19 protein-coding genes and 2 other annotated features are annotated in these 19,165 nt (G+C 37.0%); of the genes, 4 read left to right on the top strand and 15 right to left on the bottom strand.

Features of this window, described 5'->3' with window-relative positions:
• Positions 1–235: 235 nt before the first annotated feature.
• On the top strand, positions 236–1,069 hold the full coding sequence (locus tag JNUCC51_RS13530) for a MetQ/NlpA family ABC transporter substrate-binding protein (RefSeq protein WP_337988500.1): 834 nt from the start codon (positions 236–238) through the stop codon (positions 1,067–1,069).
• 64 nt (positions 1,070–1,133) lie between these two features.
• Here the strand turns inward: JNUCC51_RS13530 and hmpA are convergent, their stop codons facing one another.
• Complete coding sequence (gene hmpA, locus JNUCC51_RS13525) at positions 1,134–2,300, bottom strand: NO-inducible flavohemoprotein (protein WP_337988499.1); 1,167 nt, start codon at positions 2,298–2,300, stop codon at positions 1,134–1,136.
• A 190-nt stretch (positions 2,301–2,490) separates the two neighbouring features.
• On the opposite strand from hmpA, the gene JNUCC51_RS13520 reads away from it, so the two are divergent.
• Positions 2,491–2,928 carry an Rrf2 family transcriptional regulator gene (locus tag JNUCC51_RS13520; RefSeq protein ID WP_049663205.1) on the top strand — a complete coding sequence of 146 codons (438 nt, stop codon included), beginning with the start codon at positions 2,491–2,493 and terminating at the stop codon, positions 2,926–2,928.
• 53 nt (positions 2,929–2,981) lie between these two features.
• Here JNUCC51_RS13520 and JNUCC51_RS13515 read toward each other — a convergent pair whose 3' ends face one another.
• The 6 genes from JNUCC51_RS13515 to JNUCC51_RS13490 all read right to left on the bottom strand — a co-directional run bounded on the left by JNUCC51_RS13515 (position 2,982) and on the right by JNUCC51_RS13490 (position 6,518).
• Positions 2,982–3,962, bottom strand: coding sequence for a GNAT family N-acetyltransferase (locus JNUCC51_RS13515; RefSeq protein WP_337988498.1), 981 nt, complete (start codon positions 3,960–3,962; stop codon positions 2,982–2,984).
• A gap of 441 nt (positions 3,963–4,403) precedes the next feature.
• Positions 4,404–4,559, bottom strand: a complete 156-nt coding sequence (locus JNUCC51_RS13510; RefSeq protein WP_337988497.1) for a VOC family protein — start codon at positions 4,557–4,559, stop codon at positions 4,404–4,406.
• Between the two features lie 31 nt (positions 4,560–4,590).
• Entirely contained in the window at positions 4,591–4,785 is a 195-nt protein-coding gene (locus JNUCC51_RS13505; protein WP_337988496.1) for a VOC family protein, read from the bottom strand.
• Positions 4,782–5,219, bottom strand: coding sequence for a DUF1801 domain-containing protein (locus JNUCC51_RS13500; protein ID WP_337988495.1), 438 nt, complete (start codon positions 5,217–5,219; stop codon positions 4,782–4,784). The genes JNUCC51_RS13505 and JNUCC51_RS13500 overlap by 4 nt, the downstream gene beginning before the upstream one ends.
• Before the next feature lie 56 nt (positions 5,220–5,275).
• A complete protein-coding gene (locus JNUCC51_RS13495; protein WP_337988494.1) occupies positions 5,276–5,932 on the bottom strand; it encodes a YdeI/OmpD-associated family protein in 657 nt (218 codons plus the stop codon).
• A 124-nt stretch (positions 5,933–6,056) separates the two neighbouring features.
• Positions 6,057–6,518 carry a DUF1648 domain-containing protein gene (locus JNUCC51_RS13490; protein ID WP_337988493.1) on the bottom strand — a complete coding sequence of 154 codons (462 nt, stop codon included), beginning with the start codon at positions 6,516–6,518 and terminating at the stop codon, positions 6,057–6,059.
• A 312-nt stretch (positions 6,519–6,830) separates the two neighbouring features.
• Between JNUCC51_RS13490 and JNUCC51_RS13485 the strand changes: the two genes are divergently transcribed.
• Entirely contained in the window at positions 6,831–8,525 is a 1,695-nt protein-coding gene (locus tag JNUCC51_RS13485) for a methyl-accepting chemotaxis protein (protein ID WP_337988492.1), read from the top strand.
• A 309-nt stretch (positions 8,526–8,834) separates the two neighbouring features.
• Here JNUCC51_RS13485 and JNUCC51_RS13480 read toward each other — a convergent pair whose 3' ends face one another.
• Positions 8,835–9,584, bottom strand: a complete 750-nt coding sequence (locus JNUCC51_RS13480; RefSeq protein WP_337988491.1) for an HAD-IIB family hydrolase — start codon at positions 9,582–9,584, stop codon at positions 8,835–8,837.
• Between the two features lie 486 nt (positions 9,585–10,070).
• Positions 10,071–10,307: a binding site (T-box leader), on the top strand.
• Positions 10,308–10,448: 141 nt separating this feature from the next.
• Here JNUCC51_RS13480 and JNUCC51_RS13475 point away from each other — a divergent pair.
• Entirely contained in the window at positions 10,449–12,020 is a 1,572-nt protein-coding gene (locus JNUCC51_RS13475; protein WP_337988490.1) for a 2-isopropylmalate synthase, read from the top strand.
• Between the two features lie 91 nt (positions 12,021–12,111).
• Here the strand turns inward: JNUCC51_RS13475 and metG are convergent, their stop codons facing one another.
• The 7 genes from metG to JNUCC51_RS13440 form a co-directional block, all read right to left on the bottom strand.
• The gene (gene metG, locus JNUCC51_RS13470; protein WP_337988489.1) at positions 12,112–13,746 is read right to left on the bottom strand and encodes a methionine--tRNA ligase; all 1,635 of its coding nucleotides are present in this window, start codon (positions 13,744–13,746) and stop codon (positions 12,112–12,114) included.
• Positions 13,747–13,970: 224 nt separating this feature from the next.
• Positions 13,971–14,293: a binding site (T-box leader), on the bottom strand.
• A gap of 85 nt (positions 14,294–14,378) precedes the next feature.
• Positions 14,379–15,026 carry an NIF family HAD-type phosphatase gene (locus tag JNUCC51_RS13465; RefSeq protein WP_337988488.1) on the bottom strand — a complete coding sequence of 216 codons (648 nt, stop codon included), beginning with the start codon at positions 15,024–15,026 and terminating at the stop codon, positions 14,379–14,381.
• A 118-nt stretch (positions 15,027–15,144) separates the two neighbouring features.
• Positions 15,145–16,158, bottom strand: a complete 1,014-nt coding sequence (locus tag JNUCC51_RS13460; protein WP_337988487.1) for a DUF4179 domain-containing protein — start codon at positions 16,156–16,158, stop codon at positions 15,145–15,147.
• Positions 16,151–16,684, bottom strand: a complete 534-nt coding sequence (locus tag JNUCC51_RS13455; protein WP_337988486.1) for a sigma-70 family RNA polymerase sigma factor — start codon at positions 16,682–16,684, stop codon at positions 16,151–16,153. Before JNUCC51_RS13455 ends, JNUCC51_RS13460 begins: the two co-directional genes overlap by 8 nt.
• 107 nt (positions 16,685–16,791) lie before the next feature.
• Positions 16,792–17,214: a FosM family fosfomycin resistance protein gene (gene fosM / locus JNUCC51_RS13450; protein ID WP_337988485.1), complete on the bottom strand. Its 423-nt coding sequence runs from the start codon at positions 17,212–17,214 to the stop codon at positions 16,792–16,794.
• A 43-nt stretch (positions 17,215–17,257) separates the two neighbouring features.
• On the bottom strand, positions 17,258–17,434 hold the full coding sequence (locus JNUCC51_RS13445; RefSeq protein ID WP_337988484.1) for a hypothetical protein: 177 nt from the start codon (positions 17,432–17,434) through the stop codon (positions 17,258–17,260).
• Positions 17,435–17,743: 309 nt separating this feature from the next.
• Positions 17,744–18,895 (bottom strand): RNA-guided endonuclease InsQ/TnpB family protein, encoded by a 1,152-nt coding sequence (locus tag JNUCC51_RS13440; RefSeq protein WP_337988483.1) that lies wholly within the window; start codon positions 18,893–18,895, stop codon positions 17,744–17,746.
• Between the last annotated feature and the right edge of the window lie 270 nt (positions 18,896–19,165).

Below are 19,165 nucleotides of genomic sequence, written 5' to 3'. Positions count from 1 at the left end.
TAAAGCGTAGCGTCAGCAATGTGTTTTGTCTATGTAAAAGGCATTTACTGAAAGAAGTTAAAATCCTTATTGATTTATAAAAAAGCGTTTGTTATAATCCTACTAATCCAATTGGTATTAAAGTAGTTACTGACCGGAATCACCGGAGGCGTGTAAACAATTGTCGTTTACGCGTTTTTTTATTGCTTATATCTAGTAGTCAGTGTCAACATTACTTTTCTAGGAGGACAAAATAATGAAACGACTTCTTTTCATTTTAAGTACCATGCTATTGATATTAGTATTAGCAGCTTGTAATTCAAACGGGACTGCACAAGAAACATCAAATAAAACAATTAAAATAGGTTTTACACCTGGTCCATACAGCGACCAATTTCAATATGGCATTGCACCGATACTAAAAGAAAAAGGATACACAATCGAAACAATTAATTTCAGTAATATTATCCAGCCCAATATCGCTTTAGGAGATGGCTCGATTGATGCTAATATTTTTCAGCACACGGCCTATTTGGAAAACTTTAAAAAAGAGAAGCATTTAGATTTGACAGAAATACTTAAAGTTCCTACTGCACCAATGGGAATCTATTCAGACCGCTTTGATTCTATCGACCGTTTAGAAAAAAATAAAGAATACACAGTAGCAATCCCTAATGATCCAGCTAATATTGCACGTGCCCTACGAATCTTAGACAATCTTGGATGGATTGAATTAAAAGAAGGTTATTCACCCATTGCAGTGAGTAAACAAGATATCACTAAATACGTATACACCATTGAATTCGTTGAAATGGAGCAAGCACAATTGCCACGTTCACTGTCTGACGTAGATTTTGCACTTGTAAACGGTAACTTTATTTTGTCATCTGGAAGAAAACTATCATCGAACTTAGCATTAGAGGACCCACCCTTCGAATATCAAAACCTATTAGCAGTTCGTACTGAGGATAAAGATAAAAAGTTTGTAAAGGATTTAATTGAGGCATATCATTCTGCAGATTTCCAGAAATTTATTGAATCCAATAAAGACTACGAAGGATTTCACCGACCAGATTATTTTAAAGACTAATTCTTTATGAAATTAAAAAGATGACGTGCTTTTAAATAGGAGCACGTCACCACAATTTTGAATTTTATTTTGCTAATTGCATTGCTGGACCAAAGAATTCATAATGAATTTTTTCGTCTTTCACGCCAATCTCATGTAAATTTTTAATAACTGCTTCCATAAAGCCAACAGGTCCACATACGTAAACATCTGCATTATTGGCTACTTTTTCAGCTAATAATTCTTTTGTGATTTTCTTATCTTCATCCGAATATAACGCTGTATATGTTGCATTTGGAAGCACATTTACTTTCTCTTTAATGTCATCGCTAAATGCTACAACTTTTTCATTGCGTGCACATTGGATAAAGCTCACTTCATTTGCCACATCATCTTTTAGTGATTGAAGCATACTGTTTAATGGAGTTACACCGATACCACCACTTACAAATGTAAGTGGTGCCGAAGTTTCTTCTAAGACAAACAGCCCTGCTGGAGCACTTACATCTACTAAATCCCCAACTTCTAATACGTCGTGAATAAAGTTCGATACTTTACCATTTGGCGTATGATCGCTTTCGCGTTTTACCGAAATGCGGTAGCCGTTTTTAGTACTTGCCTGTGAAAGTGTATATTGACGGTTCATTAAATATTCTTCACCTGGTACTTTCACACGGATACTGATATATTGACCAGGCTCATAAGCTGGTAGAGGAGAACCATCTTCATTTTCAAAGTAAATAGATGTTACAAGATCACTCTCTACTACTTTTTTCGCCACTTTCAACAGTTTAAATAAGCGCCATCCGCCATTACCCTCAGCTTTTTGATATAGCTCTTCTTCTACTTGAACGAAGATATCCGCAATGACACCATATGCTTCAGCCCAAGCATTAATGATGTCATCTGTTGCTGCATCACCTAGCACTTCTTTAATCGCTTTTAGTAAGTTTTCTCCTACTATTGGATAGTGCTCAGGTAAAATACCTAGACTACGGTGTTTATGGGCAATTAACATTACCGCTGGTAAAATTGCTTCTAAATTTTCAATATGGACTGCCGCAGCATAAACCGTGTTTGCTAACGCTGTTTGCTGACGACCTTTTTCTTGGTTTGTATGGTTAAAAATATTTAATAACTCTGGATGAGCTTGAAACATATTTTTGTAAAACGTTTTAGTAATCTCGACTCCATGAACTTCTAATACAGGAACTGTTGCTTTAATAGTTTGTACTGTTTCTTGTTTTAACATATCGCATACCATCCTTTCGTGATTACAATATAACGCTATCAATCCCTTAAAGCAATATTTAAAATACATCTTTAACAAAATGGACATAATTAATGTATTTTAAATACATCTTTAAAAAAGTATTGAATTTATAATACTTCAAGGTAAAAATGCTATAATTATTTTGAACTATAGAAAGTAGGGTGTTCTTATGCGCTTAACTTTATACACAGATTACTCTCTTCGAACGCTCATATATTTAGGTGCGAAGGAAGATGGCCAATTATCAACTATCCAAGAAATTTCAGATGCTTATAATATATCGAAAAACCATTTAATGAAGGTGACACACCAACTTGGATTATTGGGCTATATTGAAACGATTCGAGGGCGTGGCGGAGGAATTCGCCTAGCAATTGATCCAAAGACCATTACAATTGGTGAAATAGTACGCCATACAGAAGAGGATTTTCATCTTGTCGAATGCTTTGATAAAGAAAATAATCTATGTAAAATTGCACCAGAATGTCAGCTAAAAGGCGTATTATATGAAGCACTACAAGCCTATTTAGCCGTCCTAGATCGCTATACTCTAGATGATTTTTTACATTCGAAAGAAAAGTTGATGGCATTGTTGCTTGGCGAATAAAAATACCCGCACAACTCAAAGTTGGACGGGTATTTCTTTATGTCTATATTACTTTACAATGCCTTTGAAAAGAAAATCATATCTAGTGCACGAATTCCATTTTCATAGATTGGCTCTGGGTAATTACTGAAAAAATCTTTTTCAATTGCTTCCATACGAAAACCAGCTTTTTGATAGAAGGCAATATTATCAATACTAGAATTTGCAGTTCCAACTATTATCGTTTTATATCCATGAGATCGACAAACTGTTGTTATTTGTCGCAGTGCTTCTTTCCCAAGCCCTTTACCTTGATACTTCGGTACAATCGCAATATTTTTTAACTCAACTGTCGTTTCAGACTGTTCAAGAAGTAACGCTACACCCGCTAATTCCTCACCGCATTTAATTTCGTATAATTCACCGTCATTTAAATATTCTCGAACAGCGACTTCACTTTCATCAGCTAATAATAATTGTGGTAAATAGTCTTCACGCACACCTTCCACTTTCTTTAGGGCTGTGCGATATCGAACAAAATCTTCCCGCTCAAAAACATTTAAAACACATGGCTGCTTTTCTTTGACCTCTAGCCATGAATGCTCCTGCGGAAAATCCTTCTCAACTCCTAATCGAATAAATGACAACTTTTCCTGCGCCTTTTGTGAGCGTATATTGACCTTTCTAGCTCCTGCAAAAACACGCTCTAGCCCTAACTCAAAGAATGCAATATCTAAAATCGCAACTTTTGATTGAAGATTATAGCCTTTTCCCCAGAATTCATAGCCAAGCCATGAGCCAATATGACAGCTCTTTTTATTGTGATCAATAAACATTAATGCCGTCACACCAATAAGTTGTCCTTCCTCATCCAGAACAACTCGAGGGACTGTCTTTCCAGCTTCTTCGTCCACACATTCACGTTTAATAAAATTAATCGTATCTTCCACTTTGCCAGCAGGTAACCCTAGTGCATCTCGAACCTGAGGCATAGAGGACAGTGCATGCATCGCTTCAGCATATTTTATATCGTGCCTCACTAAAGTTACTACCATATGCTATTCTCCTTTTAATATGATTAAGCCTTATTGCAACGGATTTTGTATCATTCTCTACTTGCATAAGAGCTTATTCCGTCTATTTATTCATGTCTATGGCTCATCACCATAACGTGGAGTTGATTTCCGTTCCGACTTGGCGCTTTTATCGCTGCCGCTTCGCTTTCGCGCAGAAAACATTTGTTGCTGTCGCTTCGCTTTCGCACAGAGCAAAGCTTCCTGGGGGCGTCCGATGAGCCGCTTCGCTTCGCTGCGCTCCAGGGTCTCGGGCCAACATGATGTTGGTCACGAAGGCGTTATCAAAGGATGTGATGGTTTTAGCCTTCGTTCCTCTTTTCGCTAATCCCCAAGGAGTCGCCTAGTCTCCACTCCAATCAACCTATACACATAGTATTCGTTTTTTAAAAATCGTCCCTAACTTTTGACGACAAGCTAAATTCAATTAAACGTTAGTTGCCAGGATACACCAAAACGATCCTGAATCCAGGCAAATTTCTTAGAAAACCCATAGTTATTAAGTGGCATTAACGCTTGTCCACCCTCTAAAATTTGGCTAACTAAACTGTCGATTTCTTCTTCAGACTCACATTCCATAAAAATAGAAGTTGACGGTGTAAATGTAAAGTTATGCTTGCTTTATTACACTATCATTCACCATCATTTTCAAACCTTTTAAATTAAGAATAGCCATCGCAACCTGTTGTGAGTCTTCCATATAAGTTAAACTTTCCACCTGTAATTCTGAAAACCATTGTTGATATTGCTGAATCGCTTCATTGGCTTGACCCTGAAACATTAAAAATGTAGTGGCACTTTTCATTTGTTTAACTCCCCTTCATATTTTGTAATCCATTGTGCTGGTGTCATTTTCGAAACAAGCTCTCCAATTAATTCATACGGAATATTTTTAGTGTTTGTAAAACGAATACAGCTTTTCCCCATATTGAGTTTCGTCGGTACTCGTTTCGCATACTCCTCCTGGAACCACGAGAGTAACGCTTGATCTGCATAAATGCCCATATGATAAACTGCAATATGACGTTTTTGCGCAGCAAGACTTATAAAGGGTAACGGAGTATTGGGTGTACAATGGTAGCCCTTCGAATAAGTAGATAATGGGACAACATAGCTTATCATGTCATAATACATATTTTCTTCAAAACCCTCTGGTAAATTGCTTTCTACCACATCTACAAGTTTAGCAAAACCCTCCTGCCATTTTTCATCTACTTGCTCAATATAAGTGTTTTTCATACGCAGTCCCCTTTTCAACATAGTATTATTGCCAAGTGTATATCTTTATATGTTATTTATGCTTTACCCTCGGCCTTTGCCTTACGGTATAATTCCTTTGTTTTGTAGCCTAATCTAATAATTTCACGCATCTCCTCTAATCGTGCTACTTGCGTCTCTTCCTTTTTCGCACTATAGATATAACGAGCCCAGTCCTTTTGATACCCCGGAGTTAATCCATCATAAAATGTTAAATCATCCGGATTTTCAGCAAGTGAATCACGCAATTGAGGAATCATACCTTCATAGTCACTAACGCACTGACTACTCGCTGTCTTCTTCTTGCCGCGTCCCTTGCCATCTCTCTTAATACTTAATATAGAAAATGTCTCATCTAACGACATAAGACTTGCAAATTTATAATCACTGCCAACAATGTATTTTTCCTCGTCCACTTGAATTGCTGGGAAGATTTCATCGCGATGGATAAACTGTTCATACTTCTTATTCCCCTTTTTCGGATAAACAAAAAATAAATAGCCTTGTTCCGTAAGAGTGTTTAACTTTAGTGCATTCTGTAAATACATTACCATTTCATCAATATTAAATACAAAGGCAATTATTCGATCATGTGGTGCATTTCCTGTTTGGGATATTCCCTCTAATTGCATCTCCTGTGGTTGATTATGAATGGCAATGGACAGTCCATCCTTAATTTTAAATTTCTTTTGCATAGTTTTGACACCTCTTCTAATTATCAATACAATTTTCTCTTAGTTTTGATAGTATAGCTGATTTAGTGCCATTTTCGTATAAAAAAACGCTCGAACAATTTTCTCGAGCGTTAAAAGTTTACAACTACTTTATTTTTGTAGTCGCTACTATTCCTTTAATAATCGGAATGGCTATTACAATTAGCACGATTGGTAAGAACCACCAACCGATATTTTCTGCCTTCCCTAGTGCAATACGTATCATTTGGAATGATATAGCCGCAAATAAAATTAGACAGAGGTTTTTTATTTCATTCAAGCCTTTTCGGCTATTCAAATAAAATGCCTCTACATTACTTTCGTTTAAGCGTGCCGGGTAATTATGCATATGAGGAGCTTTTTCAAGTAACACTAGCAAGATCCATAGCATTTTTGAACCCCAACGATCAACTTCTCCTGCTCCATTAAAATGACCTGGAATCTCTTCGGGGAGTTTGCCCCACATTACAAAAATATAAAGAATGGACAGTACAAATAACCCGCCACCGAAATAATCCCAAATCTTTTCATATTTCGTTTTCGGCAATTTCAACATTGGCCTATACATCTTCCCACTTCCTTGCTTATTCCTTTATTCATTCTACGTTACTACAATTCATTAAGTTTCAAATTTATGAAAATTGTCATAATTGCTAATGTTACATCAGTAACTATCCGCTTTCACCAACATCAAATCGGCAATTTATTCTACTTTTTTTACCATTCTATCTACAATTTACTCCCTTTTTCGATTCTATTGATTAATGTAAAAATACTCATAATACTTTGTAAAATTCATATAATCTGATATAAATGGTATATACATATTTCATTTTTTTGTAACATTTCTACTAAATTACTGAGAAAGGAAACAACAACTATGCGATTTACTATCTACAAAAAGTTAGTACTCGGTTTTTTTATTGTTATTTTAGTATTAGTTGGCACAATCGGATTAAATTTCAAACAGCTTAATTCCGTTAACAAGACATATCGTGTGTTACTCGAAGAGCAAACGACTAAATCTATTAGTATTCAAGAGCTACGTGCAATTGCTAAACAAGAAATTGCAAATATGAGAGGATATCTATTACTTGGGGACAAGCAAAATTTTCAAAGTAATGAAGCTTCACGTGAAGAATTTAAAAAGAAATATGATGAATTAAAGGCTTCGTTCAATTCTCAAAAATCTATTGAATTATTAGAGGCAATCAATAAAAGCGAGCAAGATGTCCAAAAGTTTGCAGATCGAATGTTTTCATTAAAGGCTGCTGGAGAAACAGAGCAATACGAAAAGCTTGATAGTACACAAGGCCGCCTAATTAATAAACAATTCGATGAACGTGTAGCTAACCTCGCTAACTATCAAGATGAATATATAAAAGAGGAAATTGCTGCTACATCCAAAGAAATCAAATCCATTAAATTCCAAATGATTGTTCTTGGCATCTTTGCTGTTGTTATTAGTCTCATTATAGCTATGGTCATGGGAAGCCTTATTTCTCGCCCTATTAAAGGTATGGCTAAAACTGCGAAAAAGATTGCTGATGGCGATTTAACAGCTGAACAAATTCACATTAAGAATCGTGATGAGGTAGGTGATTTAGCACTTGCCTTTAATCAAATGGCGGTAAATTTAAAGGACCTTATTACAAATGTACGTCATAACACTGTGCAAGTAAGTGGTTCTGCGGCTGAATTAACCGCAAGCGCTGAACAAACAATCCAAGCGACCGAACAAATTACTTCCTCTATACAAGAAGTTGCAAGTGGCTCCGAGGCCCAAGGAAAAAATGCTACTGAAAGTTCAGCAGCTATGAAATCTATGACAAAAGGCATTCAACAATTGGCTGCGACGACAGCTGCCGTTTCAGAGCTTGCCATAGAAACAAATACTGAAGCTAATAAAGGAAATGAATCGCTACACCGTGTTATTACACAGATGGACACAATTAATGCAGCTGTTTTAGAATCTGCTAGCGTTGTAAAAAATTTAGGAAATCATTCCGTTGAAATTGGTAATATTATTGGTCTTATCACGGATATCGCAGAGCAAACAAATTTACTAGCACTAAATGCCGCAATTGAGGCAGCACGTGCAGGGGATCATGGTCGCGGCTTTGCAGTAGTAGCTGATGAAGTTAAGAAATTAGCAGATCAATCTAAGCAATCTGCTGAACAAATTGCAAGTCTGATTTCAGAAATACAACAGGATACAAACCGTGCCGTAACTGTTATGGATACTGGTACACAAGAGGTGCAAGTGGGTATGCGAGTGGTTAAGGTAGCTGAGGAAGGCTTCTCTAAAATCGTTGAACTGATTGAACAAGTATCCCATCAAATTCAAGAAGCAACAACAGTTTCAGAGGAAATGTCATCGAGTGCTGAACAAATTTACGCATCCTTCGATGAAATTGCAACAATCGCACAAATGTCTTCTTCAAATCTACAAAATGTAGCTTCTGCTTCTGAGGAACAACTAGCAACTATTGAAGAAGTTGCCGCTTCTGCTGCTACACTATCAAACATGGCCGAAGAATTACAAACACAGGTTTCGCGTTTTAAAGTGGAGTGAAAAATCTTTTTCAAGAAGCTTGTTTTATTAAAGTTATCGATTATCCATCCCGAATTGTATTAGGTTATTAAATACAATTCGGGAGAGGATATCTTTTTTTATATCTTTTAAATTTAGTATATTTTAATGATATCATTTATTGAATAGCTGATATTTTTGCGGTCATCGACATAGTGCTACTCGCTATGTATGCCTCGGCAACACTTTCCTGTCTTCCTTCTGAAAACCCCTATGTCGTAGCTTACGTTTCAAGCCTTCCGTCTCATGCAAAAGTTTTAACAATTTGCGTAAATCCATTGATGTGACCTCTTATTTATACTTTTCATTTAACACATGTAGCATCTCGATCACTGCTGTTTCTTCACTTGGTACTTGTAAAGATGCAAGCTCACGTACTTTATGCACACCTACACAAACGCTTTCCTTCGCCTTTACAAACATGGATGCATCGTTCGCATCGTTCCCAAACGCGATAAATCCACCTTCAGCGACACCTAATTTCATTAAGCCATTCCATTTATCAATTCCATTCGGGCTCATATCTACAATATTTTCTGATGTATGTTCATACACTGATATCGGTAACTTCTGTAATTCAGCCAATATTTCTTTATGTTGCTCTCCAGGAAATAAAACAATTTTTACGATATCTTTTAGCTCATGTAATGACACATTTTTCGCAAGCTTTAGTGGATCTAAATTTTGATAAATCGGATGTGCCTCACTACCTGTATACGCATAATCCCAATCACCATCAACTAAATACGGCAGTTGAAATGTTGAAATAATGTTTTGAATCTCTTCTACAATTTCCCCTGCAAATGCTGTTACCTCAACAGTTTCCCCGTTCCGTACAACAAATGCACCATTTCCCCCTACCATTGAAAATTTTCGCATTGTTTCCGGTAATACAGGTAATAAATCACGAATTGGACGAGCTGATGCAAAAATGATTTCATGGCCATTCTCGACGCAAGCTTCTAGCGCATTAGTAATTCCCTTACTTAATGGTTGACCCTTAAAACAAATCGTACCGTCTAAATCAAATACAAATTTCATAGTCACGCCTTCTTTCTAAACTGTTAATTACCCAAATATTATCTCATAAATATTTACATTAATTATAGAATTAATGATTATTATCATAACGTAGGGTTGATTTCCGTTCCGGCTGGGCGCTTTCCTGGGGGCGTCCGATGAGCCGCTTCACTCGCGCTGCTCGCTCCAGGGTCTCGGGCCAACACGATGTTGGTCACGAAGGCGTTATCACAGGACGTGATGGTTTTAGCCTTCGTTCCTCTATTGCTGATCCCCAAGGAGTCGCCCAGCCTTCACTCCAATCAACCTATATACATGGCATACGATTTAACAATACCATCCCCAAATTTCGGAGATAAGTCAAAAACAAGGGAGCTTTTTAATATTATTAAAGGTTATAATCCATAATAAGGTAATACTATTAAATAAGACAGAAAAGAAATAATTTTTAGAATATTATTGACAAACCAACAATATCCACGTATTATTGCTTTCAACAACACATTATTGTAGGCCAAGATTGGAAATAGTAGAAATGCAAGTGTACTTGTAGAGAGTCGGTGGTTGGTGTAAACCGATAGGCACACATTTTGAACTCGTCCATGAGCCACTCCCTGAACTTTGAGTAAGGGACGTCGGTTTCCTCCGTTAACGGGATAGACAGTGACAGCTGTCGATAAGGGGACTTTTTCTGTAAAGAGAAGGTCAATTAGAGTGGTACCGCGAGCATAACTCGTCTCTATATTTTTATATAGAGGCGGGTTTTTTTATTGATTCCAAAAAGTTTATTGGCCTAGGTGTGGATTTCGTCTCTAACAGAGCTAACGGTTCAAAGCAGAGACAATATCAATATAATGACAACTACAACAAAAGGAGTGTTTGAAAATGGGAAGAAAAATTTGGGTGTTTGATACAACTTTACGTGACGGCGAGCAAGTGCCTGGTGCAAAACTGAATTTATACGAAAAAGTAGAGATTGCACAGCAACTCAAAAAATTAGGCGTCGATATTATCGAAGCTGGTTTCCCGGCTTCATCACAAGGAGATTTTGATGCAGTTAAAGCTGTCGCACAAAAAGTCGGAAATACAAATGACATTATGATTACCGCTTTAGCTCGTGCCGTACAGGCAGATATTGATGCTGTTTATAACGCTGTAAAATACGCTGAAAATCCGATGATTCATATGGTGCTTGGTACTTCTGATATTCATGTTGAGAAAAAATTTAGTAAATCCAAGGATCAAATTCTACAAATTGGCGTTGATGCAGTAAAATATGCGAAAACTCTGCTACCACAAGTCCAATATTCAACAGAAGATGCATCTCGTTCAGATTTCGAGTATCTTTGGAAAACAATTGAAGCTGTCATGAAGGCTGGTGCAACTATGATTAATGTACCTGACACAGTCGGCTTTGCAGAACCAGAAGAATTCGGAGCGATGATTTATAAACTAAATGAACGTATGAAAAACCTAGACGATAGCGTTTTGTTGAGTGTTCATTGCCATAATGACCTTGGTATGGCTACTGCTAACACACTAGCTGCGATTAAAAACGGCGCTGATAAAGTAGAATGTACAATTAACGGCATTGGCGAACGCGCAGGAAATGCAGCATTAGAAGAAGTCGTCATGGCGTTGAAAACACGTAGTTCTGTATACAATGCTGAGACACGTATCAACACAAGAGAAATTATGAATACGTCTCGTCTTGTTTCAAGCTTTATGGGCTTAGACGTACAAGTAAACAAAGCGATTACTGGGGATAATGCTTTTGCCCATTCCTCTGGTATCCATCAAGACGGTCTTCTTAAATCTCGTGATGCCTATGAAATTGTACATCCAGAAGATGTAGGTCTTGACGATATGGAGCTAGTCCTTACAGCTCGCTCTGGGCGTCACGCGGTGAAAAATGCCCTTGAAAAACTTGGCTTTTCCAATCTTTCAGCAGATGAATTTGAAGGAATCTTCGAAGGCTTCTTAAAGCTGGCTGATGCAAAGAAAGAAGTTTATGATCACGATTTATATGTTATTGTGGAAAGCTATTATGAAAAACATGACTCAAACCATGCTAATGCCACTCATTATAGTGATCAGTTCTTCGACTTCGATGATTTACAAGTCGTCAGCAATGCAAGCTTCCCGTCAGCAAGTGTGAGAGTACGTAAAGGTGAAGAGATATTTAAAGCAAGTGCGGTTGGCTCAGGTCCAATTGATGCCTTATATTCAGCCATCGCAGAAATTACAAACATCGATGTGAAACTTGTAGAGTATAATATCAATAGTGTATCTCGTGGTAAAGAAGCTCTTGGTAAAGTAAAAATTACAATCGAGCATGAAGGTGAAAAGTATATCGCAAAAGCTGCGGATACAGATATTTTAAAAGCGAGTGCGCTAGCTTATATTAATGCTATCAATAGTATTGTTGTCGCTAAATTAACGCCTGTTATGAATTAAATAATTGTAGCTGTCGCTACAAATAAACAATGCTTTCTGAAAGAAGTTAAAAGCAGTATGACAATATTGAGTCATACTGCTTTCATTTTTCCTATTGGCTGCCCTCCACTAACTTTTGATATTCCTCTTCAATTAATTCAACATCAAGACGTTCAAACAGTGGTGCCACTTCGCCAATGCTTGTTGGTAACTCCACTTGCTCATGCCACATTACTTCATTGATACCTAACATTTTTCTCACCTTCTCAGCTGAAAACGGTAAAAATGGATGTAACAGCTGTCCAAGATTAGCAATAATATAAACACACGTTGCTAGTGTTCGATTGCCAGCTTCCACATTCTCTTTAACCTGTAGCCACGGCTGCTGTTCGTCAAAATATCGATTAGCTCCACGAATATATTCAAAAATAGCTTCTAAAGCTTGTTTAAAATGCCCCGCTTCTATATGAATCCCAACTTCATTAAACAGCTGAATTGTTTGTTTTTGAATAGTGTCATCTATCTCGGCATGAGGCACTTGACGATCAAATGATTTTTCTAAAAACTTCAATGTTCGATTAACAAAATTACCGTAAGCGCCAAGTAATTCGCCATTATGACTATAAATAAATTCTCGCCAAGAGAAATCAGTATCGCGATTTTCTGGTGCATTCATTGTTAAAAAATAACGAATAGAATCTGCATCGTATCGACTCAAAATATAAGGCACCCATACCGCCCAGTTTTGGCTCGTCGATAACTTTCGTTTTTCTAATGTTAAATATTCATTTGATACAATATGTGTAGGTAAGGCCTTCGCTCCTATCCCGATAAGAATTGCTGGCCAAATAACTGTATGGAACGGAATATTATCCTTTCCATGCACATAATACGAAATCGTCTCTTCATTCCATAAATCTTCAATCGCTATTTGATGCTGCTTCGCCCATTCAATACTCGCTGTTAAGTAACCTGCTACAGCTTCAATCCACACATATATTTTTTTGCCCTCAAAACCTGGTACGGGCACATCTATACCATTTGGTAAATCTCTTGTTACAGCGCGGTCTGGGACCCCTTCTGCCAAGTAACGCTCTGTTAAACCTAAAGCATTGTCCCGCCAGCGTTTTTCTGCCTTTGCTTCTGCTAAATAGGTCTCCAGCCTCCTTTGAAACTGACTAAATGCAAAATAGAAGTGCTCTGTCTCCCTTATAATTGGCTCATTCCCACAAATTTTACAACGTTTATCGATTAAATCGAGTGGGTCTAAAATTGTTGAGCAATTATCACATTGATCACCACGTGCCTTCGCTCCACAGTTTGGACAAATCCCCTCTACAAATCGGTCCGGCAAAAATTGCTTGTCCGTTTCACAATATGCTTGTTCAATTTTCTTTTTGTATAAAAAGTTGTTCGCTAGTAGCTGCAAAAAAATCGTTTGCACAGATTCATGATGGTGCTGAGCGTCGGTTCTCGTATACAAATCATAGGTAAATCCTAAATCATTGAAGCATCTTGTAAACTCCTCGTGATAATGATTAGCAATTGCTTCCGTTGTCGTGTTTTCCTGTGCAGCTCGAATAGAAATTGGCGTGCCGTTACAGTCACTTCCCGAAATATACAATACCTTCTCGCCCTTTTGTCGGTAATATCTAGCCAAAATATCACCCGGTAATAATGCGGCAACATGCCCTAAATGCAAAGAACCATTTGCATATGGCCACGCCCCTCCAATAACAATTGTCATCCTAAGTTGCTCCCCTCGAAAAAATTGTATAAAAAAATGTAAATCAATTGCGCCCCGGTGTAATTGTAGCTGTCGCTTTGCTTTCGCTACAAATAAACAATGCGTCTGGATTTTGAATTGTGGTAGCACAATTCTTCCTTTTAAAATCCATGAATCCGCCGGAGGCTTTATCTTCTTTCAGGCAAGTCCTAAATGAAGATAAAAAAAACGCCCTAATCAAAATTGATTAGGACGAGTATACCCGTGTTACCACCTATATTTACAAATAGCTCACACTATTTGCCTCGATCAGTACGTGCCATTATCTATTATGCCTCGGCATAATTGCGTCCGGAATCTGCTTTGTGCTTGCACAAAGCACTCCTTTTAATGAGAGATACTGCCGCTGTTGTAACGAGTGCCCATCTCGTCGTAATCTACTCGCAAACTTGCTTTCGGTACGAAGCTCAAAGGTCATTTTCAAAAGGGAGCATTCACCTCATTTCCACCAACAGAGGCTCTCTATATAATGCTTCTCCAATTTACTTTTCCTTATCAATGCTTTTACTATAGATTTCCACCATTTTACTCTTTCTGCTTCTGTATTGCAATGCATGTCGATAAATCGTTCATAACTCTCGATAAAATTAATTTTATCCTAGTTTTATATAAAGCAGCTCTTTCAAATCATCAATGACTATATCTGCTTTTTGTAATTCTGTGTCCTGTGCAAAGTCGAAACGTACACCCACTGACAGTAACTGATTATCTTGTGCCGCCTGAATATCAGAAGAACGATCACCTACAACCGCTCCGCGTTCAATAGCATTTTCCTCAATTACCTTTTTCACTAAATCAGATTTATGACCACTAGAAACGGACTGAATACTATATGTACCTATGATAAAACGCTGTAATTGATAGGTTTCCACTATTGCTTGTAAATACTCGGTTTGCCCATTACTGGCAATGAATAACTCATATTTTTCTGCCAAAGCAGACAGTGTTTGCTCCGCATTTGGATACAATGCACCCTGACGATTTCGTATTTGTTCAATAAGCTTAACATGGAATAATGCATTGCTTTCTTCACGTGTCTCTAGCGTGTGCATAGGACATAACGTTTCCCAAACAACAGGTAATGGAACCCCCATAATTTCGCGATATTTCTCTATTGGTGTTTCTCCCTGCCACAAGCCCTTTGCACTTAACACATCAAACGTTGCCGCTAGCGCTGGCTCTAATATTAGATTTGTTTGAAATAAAGTACCATCCATATCAAAAATAATAGCTTTTTTCATAAAATCACCCCTTCTACTATTATACGTTTTTTCCTCTTTTATTGTTTCTCGTTAATATTATACAACTTTAAAATATGAAACCCCTCTAGTTTTCTTTAACTAAAGGGATCTCATATTTTTAAGGTTCTAAGGGTACTACCATTTCTAATTCCTTTATTTCTTTCCAATAACCTTGCTCATCCGTCTTACCCGGTTTAAGTGTAAATGATTTTGGCGTTTTCTCCATAGGAGGTAGTACTAGAATAATATGATGTCCATAATCCTTTGTCGCACCCATTTGTATATTTGCTCTATCGTATAACTCCCCTTCACTATCAGTTACCTCAAACTCAAAAAATGGCCATTTATCATTTCTATCCAGTTCTCTTGGATAATCTACTAGGACATCAATACGTGTCGAAAGTGGTGTCGATGATACCTGTGCAACATTTAACTTATATAACCCATTGTTAGTACTAGATTTTACATTTGGATAGAAATTAATAACTTCTTCCTTTAATTTTTCCAGAGTAAAATCCACATGCCAATTACCTTTGTAGCCAAATAAATCTCTCCCATCCAAGGCTACTTCAATTTTATCCCCGTATATATCTGTATGTGATAACGTTAATTCATGATGCTCAATAATTGTGTTTTTATCTATATCATCTTGGCCTGTAGAACCTACCGCAACATCTATTGGCTCCCCATTGACAGTTAGCATATTAGTACCTACATTCTCTTCTTCTAAAGAAACCCCATTCTGCCCTGTATATGTAACTGTAACTAATAATCTATTACCATCATATACCGCTTCTTCAACAGCCATTGTAAGACCTGCATGAGTATCCTTCTTTCCTATTTTTGTCATGAACTGGTTTTGTTCAATTTTTTTAGCTGCAATATCCCCGAATTCAGCATAAATGGCTCCAATATAAGGTACTTTGGCAAGTGAAGTAGCTATTGTGGGGGAGAAAAATCCCGAACCTAGCAGCGCTATAAACAATCCGCAGACAACAAGAAGAGGTTTTATAATTCTAATGGTCAATTTCTTCCTTTTTGCTGCATTTATTGCCGCGCGCTCTCTCATCATCAATTGTTGAAGTGGAATATCGATACGATCAATAGATTGATTATTATTTTCCTTACTCATACAAGTAGCCCTCCTTTAAGATTGGTTTTAACTCTTTCTTAGCTCTATTAATGTAGGATTTCACTGTACCTTCAGGACATCCCAGCATTTTTGCAATCTCTTTGACAGAAAAATCATGATAAAAGCGTAACCACATAATCGTTTTATACTTATCATCTAATGTTTCAATAGCCTCTTTTAAATCCATTGAATAAGTAACATTCTCCATATTTTGATTTCCTGCTATCTTTGCAAAAAACTCCGCATCTCCTGGAGTGAATTTTCTTGAATCTTTTCTAATAAAATCTATAGATTTATAAACCACAATCTTAATAATCCATCCTGGAAAACTATTTGGATTATTTAATGTTTTCAATGTTGTATAAGCTTTATAAATAGACTCTTGATAAATATCAAGCGCATCCTGTTCATTTCGAACATACGAATAGGCAGTACGATATAATTTCTCGCGCATTAAAGCAATCAACTGCTCAAATGCTTCATCATCCCCCCTTTTTGCGCTCTTAACCAATTTTTCTATATCCACCTAATCTCCTCCTTCCGGTTACACTTTAAAGTCGTTTGAGAAAAGGAAAACGTTGCAAAAAAAATAGATGCCCTCCTCTTAAAGATAGAGACACCTATTTTTTAATATTAATCAAAAAACTCCATATGCATTTTTTCCTTCTTATAATAATCCAATCGATCCTGTAAAGTCCCCGTATGGAATTCGAATTTGTGACCATCAGGATCCGTGAAGTAAATCGATTTTTTATCTCGTACATCTCTTTGTCTACCTTCCAGAATGTTGACATTAAGATGGACTAGCTTTTCATACATATCGTCAAAATCGTCCTCCTGGATAGAAAACGCTATATGTGTATAGGATTGATGTATGTCATTACGCGGGATATCCTTCTCTACATTAAGGGCAAGCCACAGCCCATTTACATCAAAATAGGCTGTGCTTCTACCTTTCACTAATAATTTTGCGTCAAAAACCTTTTCATAGAATGCGATGGATTCCTCTAAATTCGAAACTGAAAATAATAAATGATTTATGTTTTGGATTGTCATTTTGGTGCCTCCAACTATGAAATCGCTCACTCTTATATCAAGTTTAATTTGATTTTTTACCTTTCTTTAAGCCTTTCGAAATTTGCTTCCATTTGCGTTGCTCACTTAATTTTGCTTGAGCATTTGTTTTACGTTCAATAAAAGCAAGCTCTCTTTGCAATTTAAAATAGCTTTGAAGGCGGGATTGTTCAAGCACGCCATCTGTAATTGCTTGTTGCACAGCACAATGCGGCTCCTTCTTATGTGTACAATCCCTGTAGCGACAGGCCGCAGAAAGTTCCTCAATATCCTTAAAACTAGAAGATAAACTATCACTCTGGTCCGATACGAAAAACATATACATTTCATAAAAAATGTAGACATCTCTACTGTGACACAACTTATATCTTCCGACTTTCGTATTTGTGTCTTCCTTATTCTCCGAGTCTGGTTTCGCAAAAAGCTACTGCCATTTAGTATGACTCTCCAAAGGCTTAAATTCCGCAGTATCGTTGCGTACACATCTAAGGTTTAGTTTTAGTTAAATTCCTTAGATTGAGTAATTTGCTAAGTTAATGCTTGCGTTCAAATCTCTATCCAACTTTAATCCACAGGAGCAGTTATATAATCTGTCTTTCAGTTTCAAATCGGTTTTGATTTGTCCACAGCTAGAACAAGTTTTTGATGACGGAAACCATCTGTCGGCTTCAACAAATTCAATTCCGTATTTTTGACATTTGTATTGAATTTGCCGTTTGAATTCATATAGCTTTTGCTCGGCTACCGCCTTCGCCAGATGTTTATTTTTCATCATTCCTTTTACATGTAAATGTTCCATGACAATACGAGATGGCTTGGTTTTCACGATCTCATTAGAACACTGATGTAAATGATTTGTTCGGATGTCATTAAGTCGCTTATATAAATTACAGATTTCAGTGTTTTGTTTTTGAATATTTTTCATATTCTTTAAAGGTATTTTATAGATTGGCTTTCGGTTTTTAGTGTACTTTTTCGTATTGGCTTCAAGCTTACGAGCTAGTTGTCGTTGTTCTCGTTTCAACTTTCGCTCTAATCTTTTGACTTCTTTGGTTTTGTTGATGTTCTCTTTGAACTCACCATCAGAACAAACTGCCAATTTTTCGATCCCTACATCAATTCCTAAACTTTCGCCTGTCAAATCAAACTGTTCAAATTCTTGTTCATATCCAATGGATAAGAACCAATTTCGTCCATCAAATGAGATGCGTGGATTCGAATATTTATGACCTTTTTTAAGCTTAGGAAGCGCATTGCAAGTTTTTACATTGCCAATCTTTTCACCTCTAAAACCTTCATTTGTTCGTTTTAAACTTTCGTAATTTACATAAAAACTAACTTTACTTCTTCGTCTGCTTTTGAACCTTGGCTTTTCAGTAGTGCCTTCGAACCAACGCTTTTTAGCAATATCGGCATCTTTCACCGCCTGTTTCATCACATTGCTTCCGACTTCCTTAAGCCATTTATGCGTTGTTGGTTTCAGTTCATTATTGATTTTTTTACGAACTTCGCCTTCTTTGACTGTACGCTTCTCGTCGTTATAAATTCGTTCGCTTTCAGCCAAGAAATAATTGTAAGCCCATCTCGCAGTCCCCGCAGACTTCCAAAACAAAACCTCTTGTTCTTTAGTTGGTTTTATTTTAATCTTTGTCGCCAATATCATTGTTTTTCACCTTGACTTGATGTACTGACTCGACAATAGCCAATGACCAACTTTTGTTTAGCAAATTTCCCAATGGACATTAATTCCATGCGTACCACCTCTCTTTCACTATGATAAAATCACATTACCCTATTTAGAGAGGTTGTTAACATTTTTATATTTGTATATATTTTTCTTGTTCACATTAAGGCGCAACCCTTCATGCAGTCTTTCTCTCACGAGTAGACCTCTTATGCTTTCACATAAGCGCAGACTATATCTTCATCTTAT

The organism is Lysinibacillus sp. JNUCC 51 (assembly GCF_015999525.1).
GTDB classification, from domain to species: Bacteria; Bacillota; Bacilli; order Bacillales_A; family Planococcaceae; genus Lysinibacillus; species Lysinibacillus xylanilyticus.
The sequence above is the reverse complement of the archived record's forward strand: the minus strand, read 5'-3'. Positions and strand labels throughout refer to the sequence as shown.